Consider the following 19,474-nt stretch of genomic DNA (forward strand, 5'->3'; position numbering starts at 1 on the left):
TGACCATTTCTTTTCAACGTCACTGTTGACGTTCACCTTGATGGCGCACGCAGCCGTCGCCAACCCCGTCACAGACTTGCAATGCCTTGAAGCTGAATGGTCTGAAAGCACAACCAAACTGCAGGAAAACCGCGCGACGGTCTGGCAATGGTTGCACCGCATTATCAACAGACCCGATCAGGTTGAATGCAGCGACGAAGAATTTGTCAATGCAAACCCTGACTGGCTTACATTGCCCGAGTACTCCTGGACCTGCCTCAACGGTCAATCCAGTCTGACTACGACACTGAATTTTCAATTACCTGACAAAGAACAGCGCGATGCTGCCCGATCCGGATTGATGATTCTGGGCGCGATATACAGCATTTCAAACCCGGAGTTCATAAGTGCTGCGCGAACAGCAACCGCGGACTTTGCGCAGAGGTTTGCAGAAACACTAGAGGAACTTGAGGCTGCGGGCATCGACATAACGATTCATCCCGAACCCGAAAACTCTGTGTCTACAAAGACAGATTCGGAAGAGACCGTTTCGATAGACGATTTGTTGGCAAATACACTTCCTTTGCAAAACAGGTGGGGATTGACCGCCAACCTCGTCTGGACGCCAGCCTCGTTTCAAATCCCGGAAGTCGCGGATGATCTGGCCGGGGCGCTTTATCTCGGAGAGATGCGGACCCGGATCGGGAACGTGCAACACATAGAGTACATCTTGCGAAGCCTAGAAAAAGCGAAGGGCCATCCCGGTATCGCTATGCAGAATGCCTCGGCGGCTCATGCAAGCGTTGTTGCAACAACCGAGCAGAAAGCAGACATCTGGGCTGCGGAGAACCTCGACGTCGCGACGCGGAACTTTCGCCTTTTCGGCGAGAAGGTAGATATACGGCAGCGCGACGCGAAAAGCATTTCGGTAATCGACGTACGCTCGTGGTCAAAAACACCAGAAGCCGATTGGCAAAGCACTTCAGATGCGCAGATCGTCGAAGGCGTGAATGAGCTGGTGTTCTATTTTGAACCACAGCCAGAGTTCGAACGACAAAAAAACGTGAACAGCGATTGCAGGATCACCAAAACCTTCCCATGCCCGCCGTTCAAGAAAACCAATACCATTCAGGATTTTCTTTCAGACGACTGGACCGAGGCCTGCGGGAAAGCAGAGGGGTGCCAAATTACATCCCTCCGCTGGATCAACCACCACGTGGCGATACGGACACATTTGCGTGCGAGAAACGCCGGTGCCGCATATCTTTCCCGATTTGCGGCAAAGATGTTCACCCTAAGAACCATAGCATTGCTGACCGCCTTTGAACCCGACCCTGGATTTGATCCCGGGCAAGCCTGCAGGTAGCTAGGCCAATTGGCCGTTCAGACCCCGATATCCAGCGCCAGCGCATGGATGCGCGGCACGATATCGCCCAGCGCCTTGTGGACTGCGCGATGGCTAACGACACGCGATTGTCCCTCGAAAGCGCTGGAGCGGATACGGACGTTGAAATGGCTTTCACCACCATCCTGATAACCCGCGTGACCGCGGTGGCTTTCGCTGTCGTCGATGACTTCAAGCTCATGCGGATCAAAGGCCGCCTGCAGGCGAGTTCGGATTTCGTCAGTCACAGTCATTTTTTCGCTCAGCGGTAAAAATTTTACCGCCCCCCTCTTCTACTTTCGGCTGCTTAGATTAAACTGCTGCCTCCGAGTCGAGAAGATGCGTTCTTAAGGATCACAGCATGACGAAATCAGACCCTTTCGGATTCGATATGTCCGTTTCCAGCGCCAAGAAAAAGAACCCGCGCGGGCGTCGGGGGATGTCGGGCGCGTCTGAGACCTCGGTGCGCATCTGCGACCATCCCGACTGTAATGAGGCGGGCAAGTTTCGCGCGCCCAAAGCGCCGGATGTCCTGGATGATTTCTATTGGTTCTGCCAGCAGCACGTGCGCGAGTATAACCAGAAATGGAATTTCTTCGACGGCACCACCGAAGCCGAGCTGAACGCGCAGCGATCCAAGGACAAGGTGTGGGAGCGTGAGACCAAGCCCATGGGCGATCCCGAGGCGCGCGCCTGGGCACGTCTGGGCATCGAGGACCCGCATCAGGTACTAGGTGCAAACGCCACCAAGAATCCTGGCCGTACCGCGGGCGGTGGTGGCCGTCGCCTGCCCCCAACCGAGCGCCGCGCGATCGAGATCCTTGAGGCCAAGGACAGCTGGACCAAGGCCGAGGTGCGCAAGGCTTACAAGAAGCTGATCAAGGTGCTGCACCCTGACATGAACGGCGGTGACCGGTCGCAGGAAGAACAGCTGCAGGAGGTCGTCTGGGCCTGGGATCAGATCAAGGACAGCCGGAACTTCAAGTAATTGGGTTACTGGGTAAGCATACTACTTAACGCCTCGGTCTCGGGGCGTTTCAAACAACGAATACGTGTCTGTTTCCAATTGGATGCAGGGACACGCAGTTCGGGAAAAAGCTCACGAAGCTCTTCGAGAGCTTCACGATCGAAAGACAGAAGGGCCATATCGCCTAGAAATAGGCTTTCCGTTGGCAAACCATGCGACATCAATATCGCGTGGCGGCTGCACGCAATGTGGTAGTATGTGACCGTTTCATCGGATTGTATCTGACGAATTGTTTTATCATTAACCAGATGAATTGCTGCGGCGAAGACCTTCGGCTCTCCAAACAACAATTCCGCGCGCCACCCTTCCATAACAATCCGGTGTTGGGGAGACACAAATAGATCGCGGGTTGGTAAGCCGTCCCCCATCGCTCCCTTCTGAATGCAAACTGGCCGCAAGTGTGGATTTCGCTTCAACGTTTCCGCGCTTAGGGTCTTTTCACCAATCCACAGAATAGGCAGCAATTCACCGCTGGACACGCGAACCTTGTCCCCCACAGACAGTTCTTCGACCGGGCAGTCACCTTTTTCCGTCTCTATCAAAGTCCCCTTCACGAAACACGGCACAGTTCCGGCAGGAAGGTCAACCGTCACTATGAGCGAGTCATTGTTACCGTTTCCAGGACCAGTCGATGCGAATATTTCGACGGTGAGCTGCGTGTTCAGGGGTATGTCCGCACCCGGCGTAAGTTCGACGGTCAAAACGCCGGTCGGAGAAATTGACACAGTGTAATCAGAAGGGTCCAACCCGCCTGTCCCCGTAACAACCACAGTCCATGAAGCCCCGGCTTTCGTAGCGGTGTACTGCTGCATAACGGAGGTCGATCCACCGGGAATCGCGATCGAAGACGGGCCAAAAATCGTAAGTGACATGCGAACCCTTGGAACCTAACTACAAACAGAAACACTTGGCACAGTGTACAAGATGCACATTAACTCAAAATTAACATCTAGATGTTAGAATTTGATTTTTATGCATTGGCGATGTTCTGCATTCCCTTTCGATGTCTGCATTCAGTCGCTTTGGGGTGGGGTGTTTGCTCAATCTGTTACAATTTGCCGTTACGCCCTATCTAATAAGCCGAACCCTTGGCCCATATCCAACCAGAGATCTGCCCCACTTGGGCCTGTGGCCCAGCGCCAGCGGCTGGCGGCATCACATGGCCTTTGGTCTGTTCCGGCTGTTCTGCGGAGCCACCATTGTTTTCGCCATGTCCGAGGTCTGGATGAATGGCTGGGGTCACTGGCTGCGGTACGTGATCGGTGTTCCGGTGATGCTGCTGTCTTTCGGGATCACGCTGTGGGGATATCGCTTTCTGGGCCTCGACAACACCTACTGCGACAGCGACGGGTTGGTGACCGGCGGGATGTATGCCTATTCGCGCAACCTGCAATATGTGACCTCGGTGCTAGCTACGGTGGGGCTGGGCATCTCCAGCGGATCGTGGGTGACTCTGGCGCTGGCGGCTGCGCTGTTCGTGATCTATTTCCTGTTCGTCCTGAACGAGGAACGCTGGCTGCTGCAGGGCTATGGGCAGGCGTTCCGGGACGACATGCAATCCACGCCGCGTTTTGTCGATAAGCGCAGCCTGATCCGGGTGCGGGACGCGATTCTCGATTGATCAAAGCGCGCGGATAAGGCCAGTTTCAAAGAAAGATTTGCCGAAGCCGCGGCACGCACGGCTTTCCCTTGCCCTTGCTCGCAATATGTTGCACCACACACGGGTTCAAACCCGGCAATACGGGCCAAAGGATAAGGACGACGCGCATGGCTGACGGATCGATTGATATCAACGCAAAACCCACCGAGGATATCTCGGTCCGTGAGGTGTTTGGCATTGACAGCAACATGGCGGTTAAGGGCTTTGCCGAGCGCAGCGATCGGGTGCCGGTGATCGACCATACCTACAAGTTCGACCCCGAGACCACGCTGGCGATTCTGGCAGGCTTTACTCATAACCGCCGGGTGATGATTCAGGGCTACCACGGCACCGGCAAATCGACCCATATCGAACAGGTCGCTGCCCGTCTGAACTGGCCTGCCGTGCGCGTGAACCTGGATAGCCATATCAGCCGGATCGACCTGATCGGTAAGGACGCCATCAAGCTGCGCGACGGCAAGCAGGTCACCGAATTCCACGAAGGCATCTTGCCCTGGGCGCTGCGCAACCCCGTCGCCATCGTGTTCGACGAATATGACGCAGGCCGTGCAGACGTGATGTTCGTGATCCAGCGCGTGTTGGAGCATGACGGCAAGCTGACCCTGCTGGACCAGAATGAGATTATCACACCGAACCCGAACTTCCGCCTGTTTGCCACCGCAAACACCGTGGGCCTGGGCGATACGACCGGGCTCTATCACGGCACGCAACAGATCAACCAGGCACAAATGGACCGCTGGTCGCTGGTATCGACGCTGAACTATCTCAGCCACGATGCAGAGACGATGATCGTTCTGTCCAAGGCGCCACACTATAACACCGAGAAGGGTCGCAAGACCGTCAGCCAGATGGTCACCGTCGCTGACCTGACTCGGACCGCCTTCATGAACGGCGACCTGTCCACGGTGATGAGCCCTCGAACCGTGATCAACTGGGCGCAGAACGCCGAGATTTTCCGCGACATAGGTTACGCCTTCCGCCTGTCCTTCCTGAACAAATGCGACGAGTTGGAACGCCAGACTGTTGCCGAGTTCTATCAGCGCTGCTTTGACGAAGAGCTGCCCGAAAGTGCAGCAAGCGCAAGCCTGGGCTAAGACGTGCATTTTGCCGAGCAAAAATGCGTGTTCATTCACGTCCCGAAAACCGGGGGAAACTTCTTTACGCGGTGCTTCCTTCGGTTTTCCGACGACGCGATCGTCACCAGTGGGCATCAGGACGGCACAGACCGATTTGAACTGAATGGCGAGGCGACCAAGTCCAAGCACCAAACACTGGCAGAGTACAGTGACCTGATCGGCCCGGCCTTTTCAGACTATACTGCTTATGCCTTTGCCCGGCCTCCGGTCGAGCGGATGATCTCACTGTATTATTCTCCCCACCGCTGGATGCGCGAACAGGAGGACGGCGGCTTTGGTCTCGACGCCCGCAACGAACCTATCGATTTGCGGGAATTTGAAGCGCTTGTGTCGTCCAATCATTCCATCTCGGATCTGCTCGACACCCAGAATATCCCGGCGCGCCTGATGCTCAATACCAGTGCCCTGCACACGTCCGGAGCACGTGTTTCGCTGCTGAATTTTGCAAATCTGCAAAGTGGGCTGAAAAGGTTCGGGCGGAAAAATGGGTTCGATCTATCCGACATTCCTGCCGATAAGGTGAATTCGAGCGCCGTCAACGATCCGATTGCACTGAATGCCGGTCAAATGGACCGTTTGGCGGAAACCGTTCTGGATTCGCACCACCGCAAAGATCAGGAATTCTTTCCTGCGACTGGCCTGAAAGGTGTGCTGGACAGCGTTTCAAGGTGGTTCAACCTGTACGCATAGGCGCAAACGCGACTGTTCGGCGCGGCACCCCTTTTATGTGGTGTTCTCACAACCGGCTGAGTTATTACACGCAAGCGTTTCTGTATACAAACATTGCACGTTAGACATTCGAAGCATGTCATTTTCATAGTAGTTTTAGTTGCCTCTGCCGTGGCACTGACTATTGCAATGCCGTCGCAGGCGCTTCCCGCCGGGACATCAAATCGCGTCGCGTTGGTTGCCATCTGGTCCGGACAGCCCGAGGCACCGGCCACACGCCAATGCACCCAGATGAACGAACAGGCCGCGTCGGTTACCGATCCGCAGCGGAAATTCGACCTTTTGCCGGACACAATTCCCCCTCCCCCCCGGCGCCTGCCCGGAGGGGTTGAGGCAAATCTGTCCCGGCGCTGGCCCGTGCGGTGCTGGGTCGAGGTGGCCTATCTGCTGGCCGACATGGACTACAGCATTGACGACCGGGCTGCCGCAAGGGTGGAACGATAGCCTGCGCGTCGAGTTTCCGAATGCCGCAAGGTTTTGCTGTGAACACCGCTCTGGTTTCATGGGAAAACGGGCTTGGCCCTATGGCCAAGCCCCCGGAATGGCTCTAGGTTGCCCGAACAGAACAAGTCCGGACCTGCCACCGATGAGCAAACCCAACGACAACCCCGCCGATCCGTTCAAGAAAGCCTTGGCCGAAGCCACCAAGGTGATGGCAGACGACCCGGAACTGAACGTCTCTTACACGGTCGATCCTTCGGGACTGGCGGGTGAATCGATGCGCCTGCCGCAGGTCAGCCGCCGGATGACACGCGAAGAAGTTTTACTGGCGCGCGGGACGGCGGATGCCTTGGCGTTACAGCGACGGTATCACGATGACGCGACCCATGCGCGCTATGCACCTCCGGGCGATATGGCGCGAGACCTCTATGAAGCAATGGAGGTTGCCCGATGCGAAGCGATGGGTGCGCGGGACATGCCCGGCACGGCCAGCAATATCGACGTCAAGATCGGGCACGAGGCACTGCGCCGCGGCTATGACCAATGCAAACAGCCTGCGGATGCGCCTCTGGCCGTCGCAGCAGGTTATTTGATCCGCCATCTGGCCACCGGGCGCGACCTGCCACCGGCGGCCGAAAACATCATGAACCTGTGGCGCGGGTTCATCGAGGAACAGGCTGGCGGAACGCTGGAAAACCTTGATGATATCCTCTCGGATCAGGCCGAATTTGCCAAGTTCGCGCGCCAGATGATCAAGGATCTGGGCTATGGTGACCAGCTGGGCGATGATCCGGATGAACTGGACGACGAACAGGAAGATCAGGCCGAGGACAACGCCGAGGAGCAACCCGATCCCGACAGTACCGGGCAGGACGATCAGGACGAACAGGACGCCGACGCGACCCCTGAGCAGACGCAGGAAGAACAGCAGGACCAGTCTCAGGCTCAGGTCTCGATGGATGAAATGGCCGAGGATGAGATGGGCGATGAGGCGGAGATGCCCGAAGGTGAGGCTCCGCTGGAGCCACCTGCCCCGCCGCCCGCATCCGAGGCCGATCCAGATTACAAGGTGTACCTGAACACCTATGACGAGGAAATCGCCGCCGAGGATCTGGCCGAGCCGGCCGAATTGGAACGGCTGCGCGCCTATCTGGATCAACAGTTGGAGCCGCTTAAGGGCGCGGTCAGCCGACTGGCCAACAAGTTGCAGCGCCGCCTGCAGGCGCAACAGAACCGCAGCTGGGAGTTCGACCGCGAAGAAGGCATTCTGGATGCAGGCCGTTTGGCACGCGTAGTGGCGAACCCGACCACGCCGCTGAGCTTCAAGGTCGAGAAGGACACCGAGTTCCGCGATACGGTGGTGACGCTGTTGCTGGACAACTCGGGTTCGATGCGCGGACGTCCGATTTCGATCGCTGCGATCTGTGCCGACGTTCTCGCGCGGACGCTGGAGCGCTGCAACGTGAAGGTAGAAATTCTGGGCTTTACCACCCGTGCATGGAAAGGTGGTCAAGCGCGAGAAGCATGGCTGAACGATGGTCGCCCGCAACAGCCGGGGCGTCTGAATGATCTGCGGCACATCATCTACAAGGGCGCCGATGCGCCGTGGCGGCGGGCGCGGCCCAATCTCGGTCTGATGATGAAAGAGGGCTTGCTGAAAGAAAACATTGACGGCGAGGCGCTCGAATGGGCGCATCGCCGAATGTCGGCCAGGCGCGAGCAGCGCAAGATCCTGATGGTGATTTCCGATGGTGCGCCGGTTGATGATTCAACGCTCAGCGTCAACCCCGCGAACTATCTGGAAAAACACCTGCGCGATGTGATCGCCATGGTCGAAAAACGCAAGGTGGTGGAACTTCTGGCCATCGGGATCGGCCACGACGTGACCCGCTACTATGATCGAGCGGTGACGATCACGGATGTGGAGCAACTGGCGGGTGCAATGACCGAGCAATTGGCAGCGCTGTTCGACAGCGACCCGCGGGCACGGGCCCGGGTGATGGGAATGAAGAAGGCCAGCTAGGGCTGGTCTTGCCTCCGGCGGCAGTAATTTCCAAAAAAGGGGGTCGGCCCGATTTGGGAGAGGTAGGAAATGATTCAGTCCTTTGAAGTCACCGCGCGTCCGGAACAGGGGCCGCCACGGTTGGCTGCGCTGCGCAAGGAAATCGTGCGCGAAGGGTTGGACGGGTTCCTGATCCCACGTTCGGATGCGCATCAAGGCGAATACGTGGCGCCGCGGGATGAACGGTTGGCCTGGCTGACTGGGTTCACCGGATCGGCAGGGTTTTGCGCCGTTTTGGCGGACATAGCAGGGGTGTTCGTGGATGGCCGTTATCGGACGCAGGTGAAGGTTCAGGTCGCGTCGGAGTATACACCCGTACCTTGGCCCGAAGTCAGCCTGAGCGCATGGCTGAAAGAGCAACTTCCGAACGGCGGCAAGGTGGGCTTTGATCCCTGGCTCCACGCTGCAGGTCAGATCGACAGCGTCCAGAAAGAGCTGGAAGGCACCGGGATTGAACTGCTGCGCTGCGACAATCTGGTGGACCGGGTGTGGGCAAACCAGCCCGCACCGCCGATGAATCCGGTCAAGGCGCATCCGATCGAATTTGCCGGGGAATCAGCGGACAACAAGATCGCTCGTCTGGCCGAGGCGTTGCACGAAGCCGACTGCACCGCGGCCACAATCACATTGCCGGATTCGATCATGTGGCTGCTGAACATTCGCGGCTCGGATATCGGATATAACCCGGTGGCGCATGGTTTTGCCATTTTGCACGCCAACGGGATGGTAGACCTGTTCATGACCGAAGAAAAACTGACGGTCGCTATGGGTGATCAAGTTCGGGTCCACGCACCGGACACGTTTCTGGCAGCCGTCGAAGCGCTGGAAGGCAAGGTTCAGGTCGATCTGAGTACTTTGCCTCAGGCGGTTGCGGACGTGTTGAAGGGCCGAATGCTCGATGGCGGCGATCCCTGCGCCCTGCCCAAGGCCCGCAAGAATGCCGCCGAAATCGCGGGCAGCGCCGAGGCGCATCTGCGCGACGCGGTGGCCGTGATCGAAACTCTGTGCTGGATGGACGCACAAGCGCCCGGCACACTGACCGAAACGCAGGTGGTCACCCGGCTTGAGGAAAACCGCCGCAAGGACAACGCGCTGCAGGATATTTCATTCGATACGATTGCAGGCACCGGACCCAATGGCGCGATCATGCATTACCGCGTGACCGAAGAGACCGACAGCCGCCTTGAGGACGGGCACATTCTGGTGCTCGATAGCGGCGGACAATATCTGGACGGCACGACAGACATCACCCGCACAATTGCGATTGGCAAGGTCGGTGACGAGGAAAAGTTCTGCTTCACCCGCGTGTTAAAGGGCATGATTAACCTGTCCATGCTGCGCTGGCCCGTCGGACTGGCCGGGCGCGATATCGAATGCATCGCCCGCACACCGCTTTGGGCTGCAGGACAGGATTTCAACCACGGAGTCGGGCATGGGGTCGGTGCATACCTGAGCGTTCACGAAGGTCCGCAACGCCTGTCAAAGGTCAGCCATGTACCGCTGCAACCGGGCATGATCCTGTCGAATGAGCCGGGATACTACCGCGAAGGTGCGTTTGGCATCCGCATCGAAAACCTTGTCGTCGTGCAAGAGGCTCCGGCCCTGCCCGGCGGTGACGATGAACGCGCAATGCTAAACTGGCGCACGCTGACCTATGTGCCAATCGACCGGCGGTTGATTGTGATCGACATGCTGACAACGGCAGAGCGCGACTGGCTGAATGCGTATCACCGCGACGTTGCGGAAAAGATCCGGCCAAGGCTGGGCGACGACGCCCAACTGTGGTTGGATGCCGCAACCGCGCCGGTCTGACACCGGACTGTTACATATACCGGGCAGAGGAGTGGCCCAAGAAAGACGAGGAAATTGGAATGGTTGAGATCACAATCCGCAAACTACCGGGCAAATGGAGTGTACGTTCGGGCGGCGCCGTACTGGGTGAAAGCACCGGCGCTCTGGAATTGTCGGAAGGGGACCTGACTCCGGTGATCTATTTCCCCCGTTCGGACATCGCGATGGCGTTTCTGGACGTGACCGACAAGGTCACGCATTGCCCGCATAAAGGCGATGCGACGCATTTTTCGATCGTCAACAAATCCTCGGTGACCGAGAACGCGGCCTGGAGCTTTGAGAATCCGTCGCCTACCATGGCCGAAATCAAGGACTATGTGGCCTTTTATCCGGTCGAGTCTGTAAAGGTTGAGCAAATCTAGATCATCCCGCCCCTCCGGGAATTTTGGGGTCAGATCGGTCAATTCTTAAAAAAGCACTGGCCCGCAAGCCAGTGCTTTTTTTGTTTCTGGATGTTGGTCCCGGTCTTTCTCACTCTGCCTGTCGACGCAAGGAGATCAGAATGTCCACGATCGCGTCGATCACTTCGGGATCATCCAAGGCAGGGTTCGGCATGGAAGTCTCCCCAGCCACGGATTGCGGATCGCTAAGGAAGGCTACAAGCTGACTCCGGTCCCACTCTCCGCCCACTGCAGACAGCGATTGCGAGTAGTCGAAATCCGCCAGGCCTGCGACCTTGCGTCCGTAAACCTCACCCAGAGACGGGGCGCTGGCACTGGGCAGCACACCGAAACCGTGGCATTCAGCGCAGCCTTCCAACGCGGTTTCGACAGCCTCGGCCTTGTGTTTGGACAGATCGAGGTTTCCGATTTTCGAAACGGCAAACTGATAGCTGGGATCAAACTCGCCGACAGTAAGGTGCAGCACCTTTTTCTGATCCGTCCACAGAACAATCGCGTCACCGTGTTGATGGACATACCGAATACGAAAACCCAGCGGGATGCGCTCATCAAACAGGATGCTATCGCCTTTCGTGCGGATACGAAAAAGGCTGTTGCCAGCCAGTGAGCCAGCGATTAGATCGCCGTCCCATGCGGGATGAAAATTCTCAATGGGTGCCAGCGAGCTGACAGCGACGGATGGCAACCAGGAATAAGCCGGTAGTTCGAATTCAGGGTGGCGCCCGTAATCCAGCGTGTCGGGCAGCGGCAACCGGTTATATCGCGTCCCCAACGAGACCTGCGGCCAGCCGTAGTCATTGCCTTCACGAATGAGGTTCAGCTCATCTCCACCGCGCCGACCATGTTCAACCGCCCACAACTTGCCCTCGGCATCAAAGGCAATGCCCTGCATGTTCGAATGACCCTGGCTAACAATATGGTTTTCGCCGGTTTCCAGATCGATTGCGATCACTTTGCCATACATCTGCTCGGGGTCTTGAGACAGTGGCACGGGCGCATATATCCCATCCTGAGCATAGTCACCGGCCGCCAGATAAAGCGTTCCGGTTTCGTCAACACGAAAACGTCCCCCGGCCATGTGCCCCTGAATGGCGCGGCCGTTCGGGCTTGGCGCAAGGCAGGGCTCTGTTGAAAATACAAGGCTCCAGTCATCTGCTCCGATCGATAGATCCGCAGCAGCAGTACCGTTCAAATCCGCCCGTGCGATCGAAGTTCGGTAGCAGTTTTGTCCTTCGACCCATTCGGTAAACGAAACGAGTAGAACACCATCGACAACGTCAACATCGTTATAGCGAAAGAAAAAGTGGGCGAAGTTGTAGCTTGGATTCGCGGCCTCGAAATCCAGCATGGCCTTCCACCCGTTGGGTGGGGGGGCAATGTCCAATTTGCTGGCCTCATCCCCGCTTACTTCGAAGAACCCGCCCTCATGCGTCATCAAAAGCAGATCGTTGCCCAGGCTGGCCAGGGCACCGCCGCCTCCGGCGCGTTCTACCGGGACGTCCAGCGCGCGCATGTTCAGCGCGGTGAAAATGGTCTCAACCTGCATGGTCTGATCGTCGGCCCAGACTGGCGCGGTATGCGCCACGCCACCCTGGCTTTTGCGCAATTCTTCAATCTCAAGGACCAGCAAAACAACCGCAACAGCCAAGGCCACCATGACGATTGGGCTAGTCAAAACCCGTTTTACAAAATTCATTCCCTGACCTCGTGTTATTTTTCGTTGGCCGATGTGCGAGAAAGTACTGCTGGAGCACATAGAAACTGGATTTCCTGGCAGTATCAACCCGGCTAGCCGTTTCCAACTGCCGAGATCGGCAAATGTGGTTCACGGGTCCTTCTGGCAACTGGCAGGTACCGCGAATGAGCTTACGAGTTCACGCGGCTGTTGAGTGCATGTGAGCGGTAGACCGTGCAGAATACGCGTGCTCACCACCGGAGGATGCCATGTCGATCACTCGCCGCCGTTTTGCTGGACTGTTGGGGGCAGTCGCGCTGCCCAACGCACTTTGGGCGCAACAGGATCCTGTGCTAGAGGCCGTCAGGACCACGCTTTACGGCAGCAACGCAGAATTCAAGCAGGGCATGGCCTTTCTGGTGCAGCGCGGCGACCCGGACGTAGTTCCCGCCCTGCTGACCGGAATGCGCTATGGCCGACGGCGCAGCGCCGAGATCGCCAAGGTCATACAAACCCTGACCGGGGAAAGTATCGGCGCCGACTGGTTCATCTGGATGTTGTGGCAGGAACGGAACCCGCAGCTTGTCCCCCACCCGTCATTGATCCCGTTCAAGCGCGAAGTATTGCTGGGGATCGACCAGAACTTCGACGATTTCCTGCGCCCCGAATACCTGCAGCGGGACAAGATGAAAATCCGGTTGGAAGAGATCGCCTGGGGCGGCGTGAGCAAGGATGGTATCCCGTCGCTAGACAACCCGACGCTGATACAAGCCGCGCAGGCCAATTACCTGAAAGATGACGATCTGGTTTTTGGGATCTCGATCAACGGAGATGAGCGCGCCTACCCGCTGCGCATCATGGGCTGGCACGAAATGTTCAATGAGGTGATCGGCGGCGTGCCTGTCGCGCTGGCCTATTGCACATTGTGCGGCTCGGGCATTCTGTTCGAAACGCAGGTTTCGGGGCGGCGAAAGCCATTGATCTTCGGCTCGTCGGGGTTCCTGTATCGCTCGAACAAGCTGATGTTTGACCGTGAGACGCATTCGCTGTGGAACCAGTATACCGGCAAGCCCGTCGTGGGTCCGCTGGTCGACAGCGGGATCGAACTGAAACAGCGCCCAGTGGTGATTACCACGTGGGAAAGCTGGAAGGCCTCGCATCCCGGCACTCGCGTTCTTTCGTTGAACACCGGGCATCGGCGCAACTATGGCTCGGGGGTGGTGTATCGTGAGTATTTCGCCTCGCCCGAGTTGATGTTCCCCGCGCTGGTCGATCAATCCTCGCATCGGCAAAAGGACTACGTCTTTGCCATCCGCCAGTTCGGTGCGGCGCGAGCCTGGCCGCTGGAGGCGTTCAGCAGAACCCGGGTGATCAATGACGCGATTGCCAAACACCCTCTGGTTCTGATCGGTAATGCTGACAAGCGCACCGTTCGCGCCTATGAGAGGAAATCACACCAGTTCAAAGCCTCGGACGGCGGGCTGGTGGATCAGACCGGCCGGAAATGGATTCTGACCGAAGAGGCCCTGATCGGGCCGGACGGCACCCGATTGCTGCGGGTCGCGGGTCATATCTCGTACTGGTTCGCCTGGGACAATTATCTTGGCGATGTGGCGACGGTGTATCGCGACTAGGAGTGTTCTTCGGCGGCAGTCGCCGCCAGCGCTCGGTTATAGGCCTTGAGCGCATCGATGTGATAGAGCGCACCCACCGGGTTTTCGCTGCCATCTTCCTCCAGGGTCACAACCGGAATGCAGGGGATCTCGTCGCGATCGAAATAGGGCATCGCCGCCTCCAACGTAGCGCTGGCCTGCACGCAAAGACCCTGCTCGATCAGATCCAGCGCCTCGTCCCTGGTGATTGACTTCGCATCTCCGATAGGCCGCATCACCGCCCCGGCGCGCAGCATCGCCAGCAGGTAGGCCTGCGGTCCTGCGGCCAAATGCACGTCGCGGCGTTCCAGCTGGGTCAGGAAAAAAGACCGATCCACAAGGCGCGAGGCCAGCGCCGTGGACATCGAAACCGAGACCATCACGGCGAGACCGATCTGCCAATCTCCGGTCAGTTCAAAGACGATCATGGTGGTTGAAATCGGTGCGCCCAACACGGCGGCGGCCACGGCCCCCATTCCGGCAAAAGCATAGAGCGTATGGGTCCCGGATACATCCGGCAGCAGCCCCGTGGCGATGAGGCCAAAGGCCAGCCCGGTCAGCGCCCCGATCATCAGTGAGGGCGAGAAAACCCCACCACCCATTCGCCCACCCATGGTGATCGCCAAAGCGATTGTCTTGATTACCGCAAACAGGATTGCGACAGTCAGAGTCAGATCGCCCGCCAAGGCGCGGATCGTCGTCTCGTACCCGACGCCTATGATATGTGGGAACCAAATTGCCAGAAGGCCCAGCATTGCCCCGGATACCGCTGGCCGCAGCCAGCGTGGTAAGGACAGGCGGTTTTGGATATGGGTGCCGATATCCTCGGCAAAGAAGATCGAGCGCATCAGCAGTAAGGAAACCAGCCCGCAAATGAGGCCGAGGATCAGGAAAGCGGGTAGCTCCACATAAAACTGCAATGACCCGGGGGTATCTAGAACGAATTCAGTTACGTCGCCATATTCCAGCCGGTTGATCACTGTACCTGCAACCGAGGCGATAACGATGGGCGCAAAGGCGTGCACGGCAAAGTGGCGCAGCACCACCTCAAGCGCGAACAAAGCGCCTGCGATGGGCGAATTGAAGCTGGCCGAAACCGCCGCCGCCACAGCGCATCCAAGCAGATCACGCCCGGTGATTCCATCGGCGTGGATTCGGTCGCTGACCCAGGTCGAGATCACCCCGGCCATGTGCACCACCGGCCCCTCTCGCCCGGACGAACCGCCGGTGCTGAGTGTGATCAGCGAGGCAAGGAAGGACGCGATCCCCGCCTTACCCTCGACCCGGCCATTTGTCAGCGCAGCGCCCTCGATAACGTCCGCAACCGAGCGCACCCGCCCGTCATCGGTGAACTTGTGCAGGATCAGCCCCACGATCAGCCCGCCGATAATGGGGGTGATCAGGATCAGAAACCATGGCAGTTTCTCGGCATGGCTGTGCAGCAGCAGGATGTCCTCGGTATCATAGACATAGGCCTGCAGCGCTCGGATCGCCTTGCGAAACCCCAGCGCCATGAACCCGGCGGCGACCCCGATGGCCAGCGCTATGAACCAGAACTGAATCTGGCTGGGTCCGCGCCGCCGCATAACGCGCCAAGCATCCTTCATCGCGGCCAGAGCCTGATTGAGCTGGTTGCGCAAGACGGTTCGGGTCGATTGGGTCATTGGCCCTCGGGGATCAAGTCTTATCCCTTACTAAGCTACGGGGCGCCCTTATAAAAGTGGGATCGCGACGGTTTGAGAACCGGAAAGCGGCAGAAATATCTCAGGCATCCAGCAAGGCACGGGCTGCGGCGCGGGCCTCGTCGGTGATGGTGTCTCCGGCCACCATGCGGGCGATCTCATCCACGCGGTCGGGATCGGCCAGCGGGATGACTGTGGACAGAGTCTGCCCGTCCATGACCTGCTTTTGCACCCGCCAATGATGCGCCGCGCGTGCGGCGACCTGCGGCGAGTGTGTCACCACCAGCACCTGCCCCCCCTGCGCCAGCGACGCCAAACGCCGTCCCACCGCGTCGGCCGTCGCCCCGCCGACGCCTCGGTCAATTTCGTCAAAGATCATGGTGCGTGCGCTGTCGTCACCCGTCAGACAGACCTTGAGCGCCAACAGGAAACGGCTGAGTTCACCTCCCGAGGCGATCTTGTTCAGCGGCCCGGACGGTGCACCGGGGTTGGTGGCGACGGTAAATGCCACCGCATCTGTGCCTTCAGGGCCAGGATCAGCGGCAGTGATTTCGGTCTGAAACACCGCGCGTTCCATTTTCAGCGGTGCGAGTTCGGCCATCACCGCAGCATCCAGCTGTCCGGCAGCCTGCTGCCGCGTGGCGCTTAGCACCGCGGCGGCGTTGTCATAGGCGACCTGAGCGCCCTCGACCGCGGCCCGCTGTTCAGCCAGATCGGCATCGCCCGCGTCCAAACGGTTCAGCCGGTCACGCAGCGTATCAGCAAATGCCCCCAGATCGTCCGGGGTCACATTATGCTTGCGCGCCAGCGCGCGGATGGCGAACAGGCGCTCTTCGGCGGCCTCAAGCTCTGCCGGGTTGAAATCCAGCACCTGAAGGCAGGCATTCACACCATCCTGCGCCTCACCCAATTCGATCAGGGCTCGGCCAAGCGCGGCGATGGGCTCCTCAAGCTGCCCGCCCGCATTGTCCGACACACCTTCCAACCAGCGGACTGCGTCAGACATGGACCCTTCGGCCCCGTCCCCGCCCAGCAGATCAAAAGCACGAGCCACGTCATCGCGGATACGTTCGGCCCCCTGCATCATCCGGCGGCGCGCATCCAGTTCGGCATCCTCACCCGGCTGCGGGTCCAGCTTGTCCAGTTCTGCAACCGCGTGGCGCAGGAATTCTTCTTCGGCGCGCATGGCGGCGAGGGTCGCCTCGGTGTCTGCCATAGCCTTACGCACGCGGGACATCTCGGTCCACGCAGCACGTACAGCGGCCAGGTGCGCCCCTGCGCCGGCATAGTCATCCAGCATCGCCCGATGCCCGCGCGGGTTCAGCAACCCGCGATCATCGTGCTGACCATGCAGTTCAATCAAAGTTTCGGACAGCGCCCGCAGCACCTCACCGGAACAACGCCGGTCATTGACCCAAGCGGTCTTGCGGCCTTCGGCGGTGTTGATGCGGCGCAGGATCAGCTCCTCGCCTCCGGGGAAGCCAGCTTCGGCCAGAACCGCATGGGCAGGGTGATCTGGGCCGAGTTCAAATTCGGCAACAACTTCGCCCTGAGCCGCCCCCTGACGGACAAGTTCGGCCCGCCCACGCCAGCCCAACACGAAACCCAGCGAATCCAGCAGGATCGACTTGCCCGCACCGGTTTCCCCGGTCAAAGCGTTTAAACCCGGCTGAAACGTCAGTTCCAGCCGGTCGATGATCAGCATATCGCGGATATCAAGGGCGCGCAGCATCGGGTCTCAGCGTCCCACGCCTGTAGCCATGGCGATTACAACCACTCACCTTTGATCGTCTGGCGGTAGATCTGGCTGAGCCAGTTGTTGCCGCGGCTCTTCAGCTCCAACCCGCGCGAGGTCAGCAGCTTGTAGCCCGCATCGTACCATTCGGACGACTGGTAGTTGTAACCCAGAATAGCCCCAGCCGACTGCGCCTCATCTACCAGACCCAGCGACAGATACGCCTCGATCAGACGATAGAGCGCCTCGGCTGTGTGGGTGGTGGTCTGGAAATCCTCAACCACCACGCGGAATCGGTTGATGGCCGCAGTATAATGGTCCTGACGAAGGTAATAGCGCCCGATCTCCATCTCTTTGCCAGCCAGGTGGTCAAAGGCCAGATCGAACTTCAGCACGGCCGAGGTAGCATATTCGCTGTCCGGATAGACCTCGATCACCGTCCGCAGCGATTGCAACGCCTGGAAGGTCAGACCCTGATCGCGACCGACCTCGTCGATCTGGTCATAGTAGCTGAGCGCCAGAAGGTACTGCGCATATGCCGCGTCTTCATCCGTCGGGTAAAAGTCGATATAGCGCTGCGCGGCAGCGCGGCTTTCTTCGTAATTCTTGTCCGTGTGGAACGAAAACGCCTGCATGATCAACGCGCGTTTGGCCCAGTCGGAATAAGGATACAGACGCTCCACTTCCGAGAAATACCACGCCGCATCGTCCGAGCGATTCTGCGACAGCTCAAACTCACCACGTGTGAAAATCTGTTCTGGCGTAAAGCCTTCCAGGTTCTGATTGCGGTCTGCGCCACTGTCGCCGCAGGCCGTCAAAACTGCTGTCAGAAGAATCGCGCCCGCGAACCTGACTGCCGCTTTGGTGCCAACCATTCCGCCTATCCTTGTCGTATTGCTTATCGGGGTAAGCCCCGGATTGGGCTTCGGTTTAGCACATATAATTCCGGGGCAAAACGCCTTAGTACACCCGCTGGCGGAATTGTCGGCAGAGGTGATCTAATCAGGCAACTTCGGGAATTTCGTCCCAGACAAGGCCCTGCCCCGGCAGGCGCGCGGCCTGTTCTGGGGTGCACAGCACCGGGCGTACCGCACCGGGTGTTTCGAACAGCTTGCGAAGCAGCGTGTTTGTCATGGCATGGCCGGACTTGTCACCGGTGAAGTGGCCCAGAATCGGACCACCCGCCAGATAGAGGTCACCCAGAGCGTCCAGCATCTTGTGGCGCACCGCCTCATCCGCGTGGCGGAAACCGCCCGGGGTCAGCACTTCGTTACCCTGTACGACGACGGCGTTTTCCAAGGTACCACCTAGGGCAAGGCCGTTTTCACGCATCGCTTCGACATCCGTACGGCGGCAGAAGGTGCGGCAATCGCTGAGTTCACGTGCGAAAGAGCCGTTGCGCATGTCCAGACGCTTGGTCTGACTGCCAATCGCGCTGTCCTCGAAATCGATATGGAAGTCGATGATCAAACCGTCCGCAGGTGCAATCGACGCGCTTGCGCCTTCGCGCGATGCGGTTACCGGCTTGAGAACTTCGAAGGCCAGAACCGGGCTGGCCTGACGGCGGACACCCTTGGCCATGATGCCGCGCACGAAATCGATCGACGAGCCGTCCATGATCGGAACCTCGGGACCATCGATCTCGATCAGCGCGTTATGAACGCCACATCCGGCCAGCGCGGCCATGATATGCTCGACAGTCGACACCGAGACGTTTGCTTCATTTACCAGACGGGTGCACAGTGGCGTGCGCTCTACCACGTCATAGATCGCAGGGATCAACGCATTGCCCAGCTCGATATCCGTCCGTTTGAACCAGATGCCGTGACCGGCAGCTGCCGGCTTCAGGACCATCGTCGCAGGCTTGCCGCTGTGCAGCCCAACGCCTGTAAACGTGATCGGAGATTTGAGCGTATGTTGCAAGGTGAACCTCGGTGAGTGGTTTCCGGCCTTTCTGGCCCGTGTTGGACATTCAACTAAGGAAGGTCGGGAAAAGGCTCAACTCACTCTTTGTAACTGAATGAAACATGAATGTAACAGATCGGCAAATCCCTGCTTAC

At 58.6% G+C, this 19,474-nt stretch carries 17 protein-coding genes; 10 read left to right on the forward strand and 7 right to left on the reverse strand.

The window, feature by feature from the left end:
• The first annotated feature begins 40 nt into the window (after positions 1 to 40).
• Positions 41 to 1,345, forward strand: a complete 1,305-nt coding sequence (locus ACR0IM_RS06215; protein WP_480681186.1) for a hypothetical protein — start codon at positions 41 to 43, stop codon at positions 1,343 to 1,345.
• A gap of 17 nt (positions 1,346 to 1,362) precedes the next feature.
• Here the strand turns inward: ACR0IM_RS06215 and ACR0IM_RS06220 are convergent, their stop codons facing one another.
• Positions 1,363 to 1,617 carry a BolA family protein gene (locus ACR0IM_RS06220; RefSeq protein WP_480592999.1) on the reverse strand — a complete coding sequence of 85 codons (255 nt, stop codon included), beginning with the start codon at positions 1,615 to 1,617 and terminating at the stop codon, positions 1,363 to 1,365.
• A 107-nt stretch (positions 1,618 to 1,724) separates the two neighbouring features.
• Between ACR0IM_RS06220 and ACR0IM_RS06225 the strand changes: the two genes are divergently transcribed.
• Positions 1,725 to 2,351, forward strand: coding sequence for a J domain-containing protein (locus ACR0IM_RS06225; protein WP_480592997.1), 627 nt, complete (start codon positions 1,725 to 1,727; stop codon positions 2,349 to 2,351).
• 5 nt (positions 2,352 to 2,356) lie between these two features.
• Here the strand turns inward: ACR0IM_RS06225 and ACR0IM_RS06230 are convergent, their stop codons facing one another.
• The gene (locus ACR0IM_RS06230; RefSeq protein WP_480681188.1) at positions 2,357 to 3,262 is read right to left on the reverse strand and encodes a Hint domain-containing protein; all 906 of its coding nucleotides are present in this window, start codon (positions 3,260 to 3,262) and stop codon (positions 2,357 to 2,359) included.
• Between the two features lie 287 nt (positions 3,263 to 3,549).
• On the opposite strand from ACR0IM_RS06230, the gene ACR0IM_RS06235 reads away from it, so the two are divergent.
• The 7 genes from ACR0IM_RS06235 to ACR0IM_RS06265 all read left to right on the forward strand — a co-directional run bounded on the left by ACR0IM_RS06235 (position 3,550) and on the right by ACR0IM_RS06265 (position 10,631).
• Positions 3,550 to 4,011, forward strand: coding sequence for a methyltransferase family protein (locus tag ACR0IM_RS06235; RefSeq protein ID WP_480681189.1), 462 nt, complete (start codon positions 3,550 to 3,552; stop codon positions 4,009 to 4,011).
• A 146-nt stretch (positions 4,012 to 4,157) separates the two neighbouring features.
• Positions 4,158 to 5,144 (forward strand): cobaltochelatase subunit CobS, encoded by a 987-nt coding sequence (gene cobS / locus ACR0IM_RS06240; RefSeq protein ID WP_480592991.1) that lies wholly within the window; start codon positions 4,158 to 4,160, stop codon positions 5,142 to 5,144.
• A gap of 27 nt (positions 5,145 to 5,171) precedes the next feature.
• Positions 5,172 to 5,876, forward strand: coding sequence for a sulfotransferase family 2 domain-containing protein (locus tag ACR0IM_RS06245; RefSeq protein WP_480681191.1), 705 nt, complete (start codon positions 5,172 to 5,174; stop codon positions 5,874 to 5,876).
• Between the two features lie 150 nt (positions 5,877 to 6,026).
• On the forward strand, positions 6,027 to 6,359 hold the full coding sequence (locus ACR0IM_RS06250) for a hypothetical protein (protein ID WP_480681192.1): 333 nt from the start codon (positions 6,027 to 6,029) through the stop codon (positions 6,357 to 6,359).
• Positions 6,360 to 6,501: 142 nt separating this feature from the next.
• Positions 6,502 to 8,379, forward strand: a complete 1,878-nt coding sequence (cobT, locus tag ACR0IM_RS06255; protein WP_480592987.1) for a cobaltochelatase subunit CobT — start codon at positions 6,502 to 6,504, stop codon at positions 8,377 to 8,379.
• Between the two features lie 69 nt (positions 8,380 to 8,448).
• Positions 8,449 to 10,230: an aminopeptidase P family protein gene (locus ACR0IM_RS06260; RefSeq protein WP_480681194.1), complete on the forward strand. Its 1,782-nt coding sequence runs from the start codon at positions 8,449 to 8,451 to the stop codon at positions 10,228 to 10,230.
• A 59-nt stretch (positions 10,231 to 10,289) separates the two neighbouring features.
• Entirely contained in the window at positions 10,290 to 10,631 is a 342-nt protein-coding gene (locus ACR0IM_RS06265) for a DUF427 domain-containing protein (protein WP_480592983.1), read from the forward strand.
• Between the two features lie 109 nt (positions 10,632 to 10,740).
• Here ACR0IM_RS06265 and ACR0IM_RS06270 read toward each other — a convergent pair whose 3' ends face one another.
• Positions 10,741 to 12,366 (reverse strand): PQQ-dependent sugar dehydrogenase, encoded by a 1,626-nt coding sequence (locus ACR0IM_RS06270; protein WP_480681195.1) that lies wholly within the window; start codon positions 12,364 to 12,366, stop codon positions 10,741 to 10,743.
• Between the two features lie 248 nt (positions 12,367 to 12,614).
• Between ACR0IM_RS06270 and ACR0IM_RS06275 the strand changes: the two genes are divergently transcribed.
• Positions 12,615 to 13,979 (forward strand): DUF3179 domain-containing protein, encoded by a 1,365-nt coding sequence (locus ACR0IM_RS06275; protein WP_480640891.1) that lies wholly within the window; start codon positions 12,615 to 12,617, stop codon positions 13,977 to 13,979.
• On the opposite strand, the gene ACR0IM_RS06280 is transcribed toward ACR0IM_RS06275, so the two are convergent.
• From ACR0IM_RS06280 to lpxC, 4 genes are all read right to left on the reverse strand, one after another.
• Positions 13,976 to 15,661: a chloride channel protein gene (locus tag ACR0IM_RS06280; protein ID WP_480640892.1), complete on the reverse strand. Its 1,686-nt coding sequence runs from the start codon at positions 15,659 to 15,661 to the stop codon at positions 13,976 to 13,978. The two genes, ACR0IM_RS06275 and ACR0IM_RS06280, sit on opposite strands and share 4 nt — an antisense overlap.
• Before the next feature lie 100 nt (positions 15,662 to 15,761).
• The gene (recN, locus tag ACR0IM_RS06285; RefSeq protein ID WP_480681196.1) at positions 15,762 to 17,411 is read right to left on the reverse strand and encodes a DNA repair protein RecN; all 1,650 of its coding nucleotides are present in this window, start codon (positions 17,409 to 17,411) and stop codon (positions 15,762 to 15,764) included.
• Positions 17,412 to 17,446: 35 nt separating this feature from the next.
• Positions 17,447 to 18,289 carry an outer membrane protein assembly factor BamD gene (locus ACR0IM_RS06290; RefSeq protein ID WP_480592973.1) on the reverse strand — a complete coding sequence of 281 codons (843 nt, stop codon included), beginning with the start codon at positions 18,287 to 18,289 and terminating at the stop codon, positions 17,447 to 17,449.
• 127 nt (positions 18,290 to 18,416) lie between these two features.
• Positions 18,417 to 19,337, reverse strand: coding sequence for a UDP-3-O-acyl-N-acetylglucosamine deacetylase (gene lpxC / locus ACR0IM_RS06295; RefSeq protein WP_480592971.1), 921 nt, complete (start codon positions 19,335 to 19,337; stop codon positions 18,417 to 18,419).
• Positions 19,338 to 19,474 lie beyond the last annotated feature (137 nt).

This window comes from Ruegeria sp. BF6 (genome assembly GCF_056538665.1).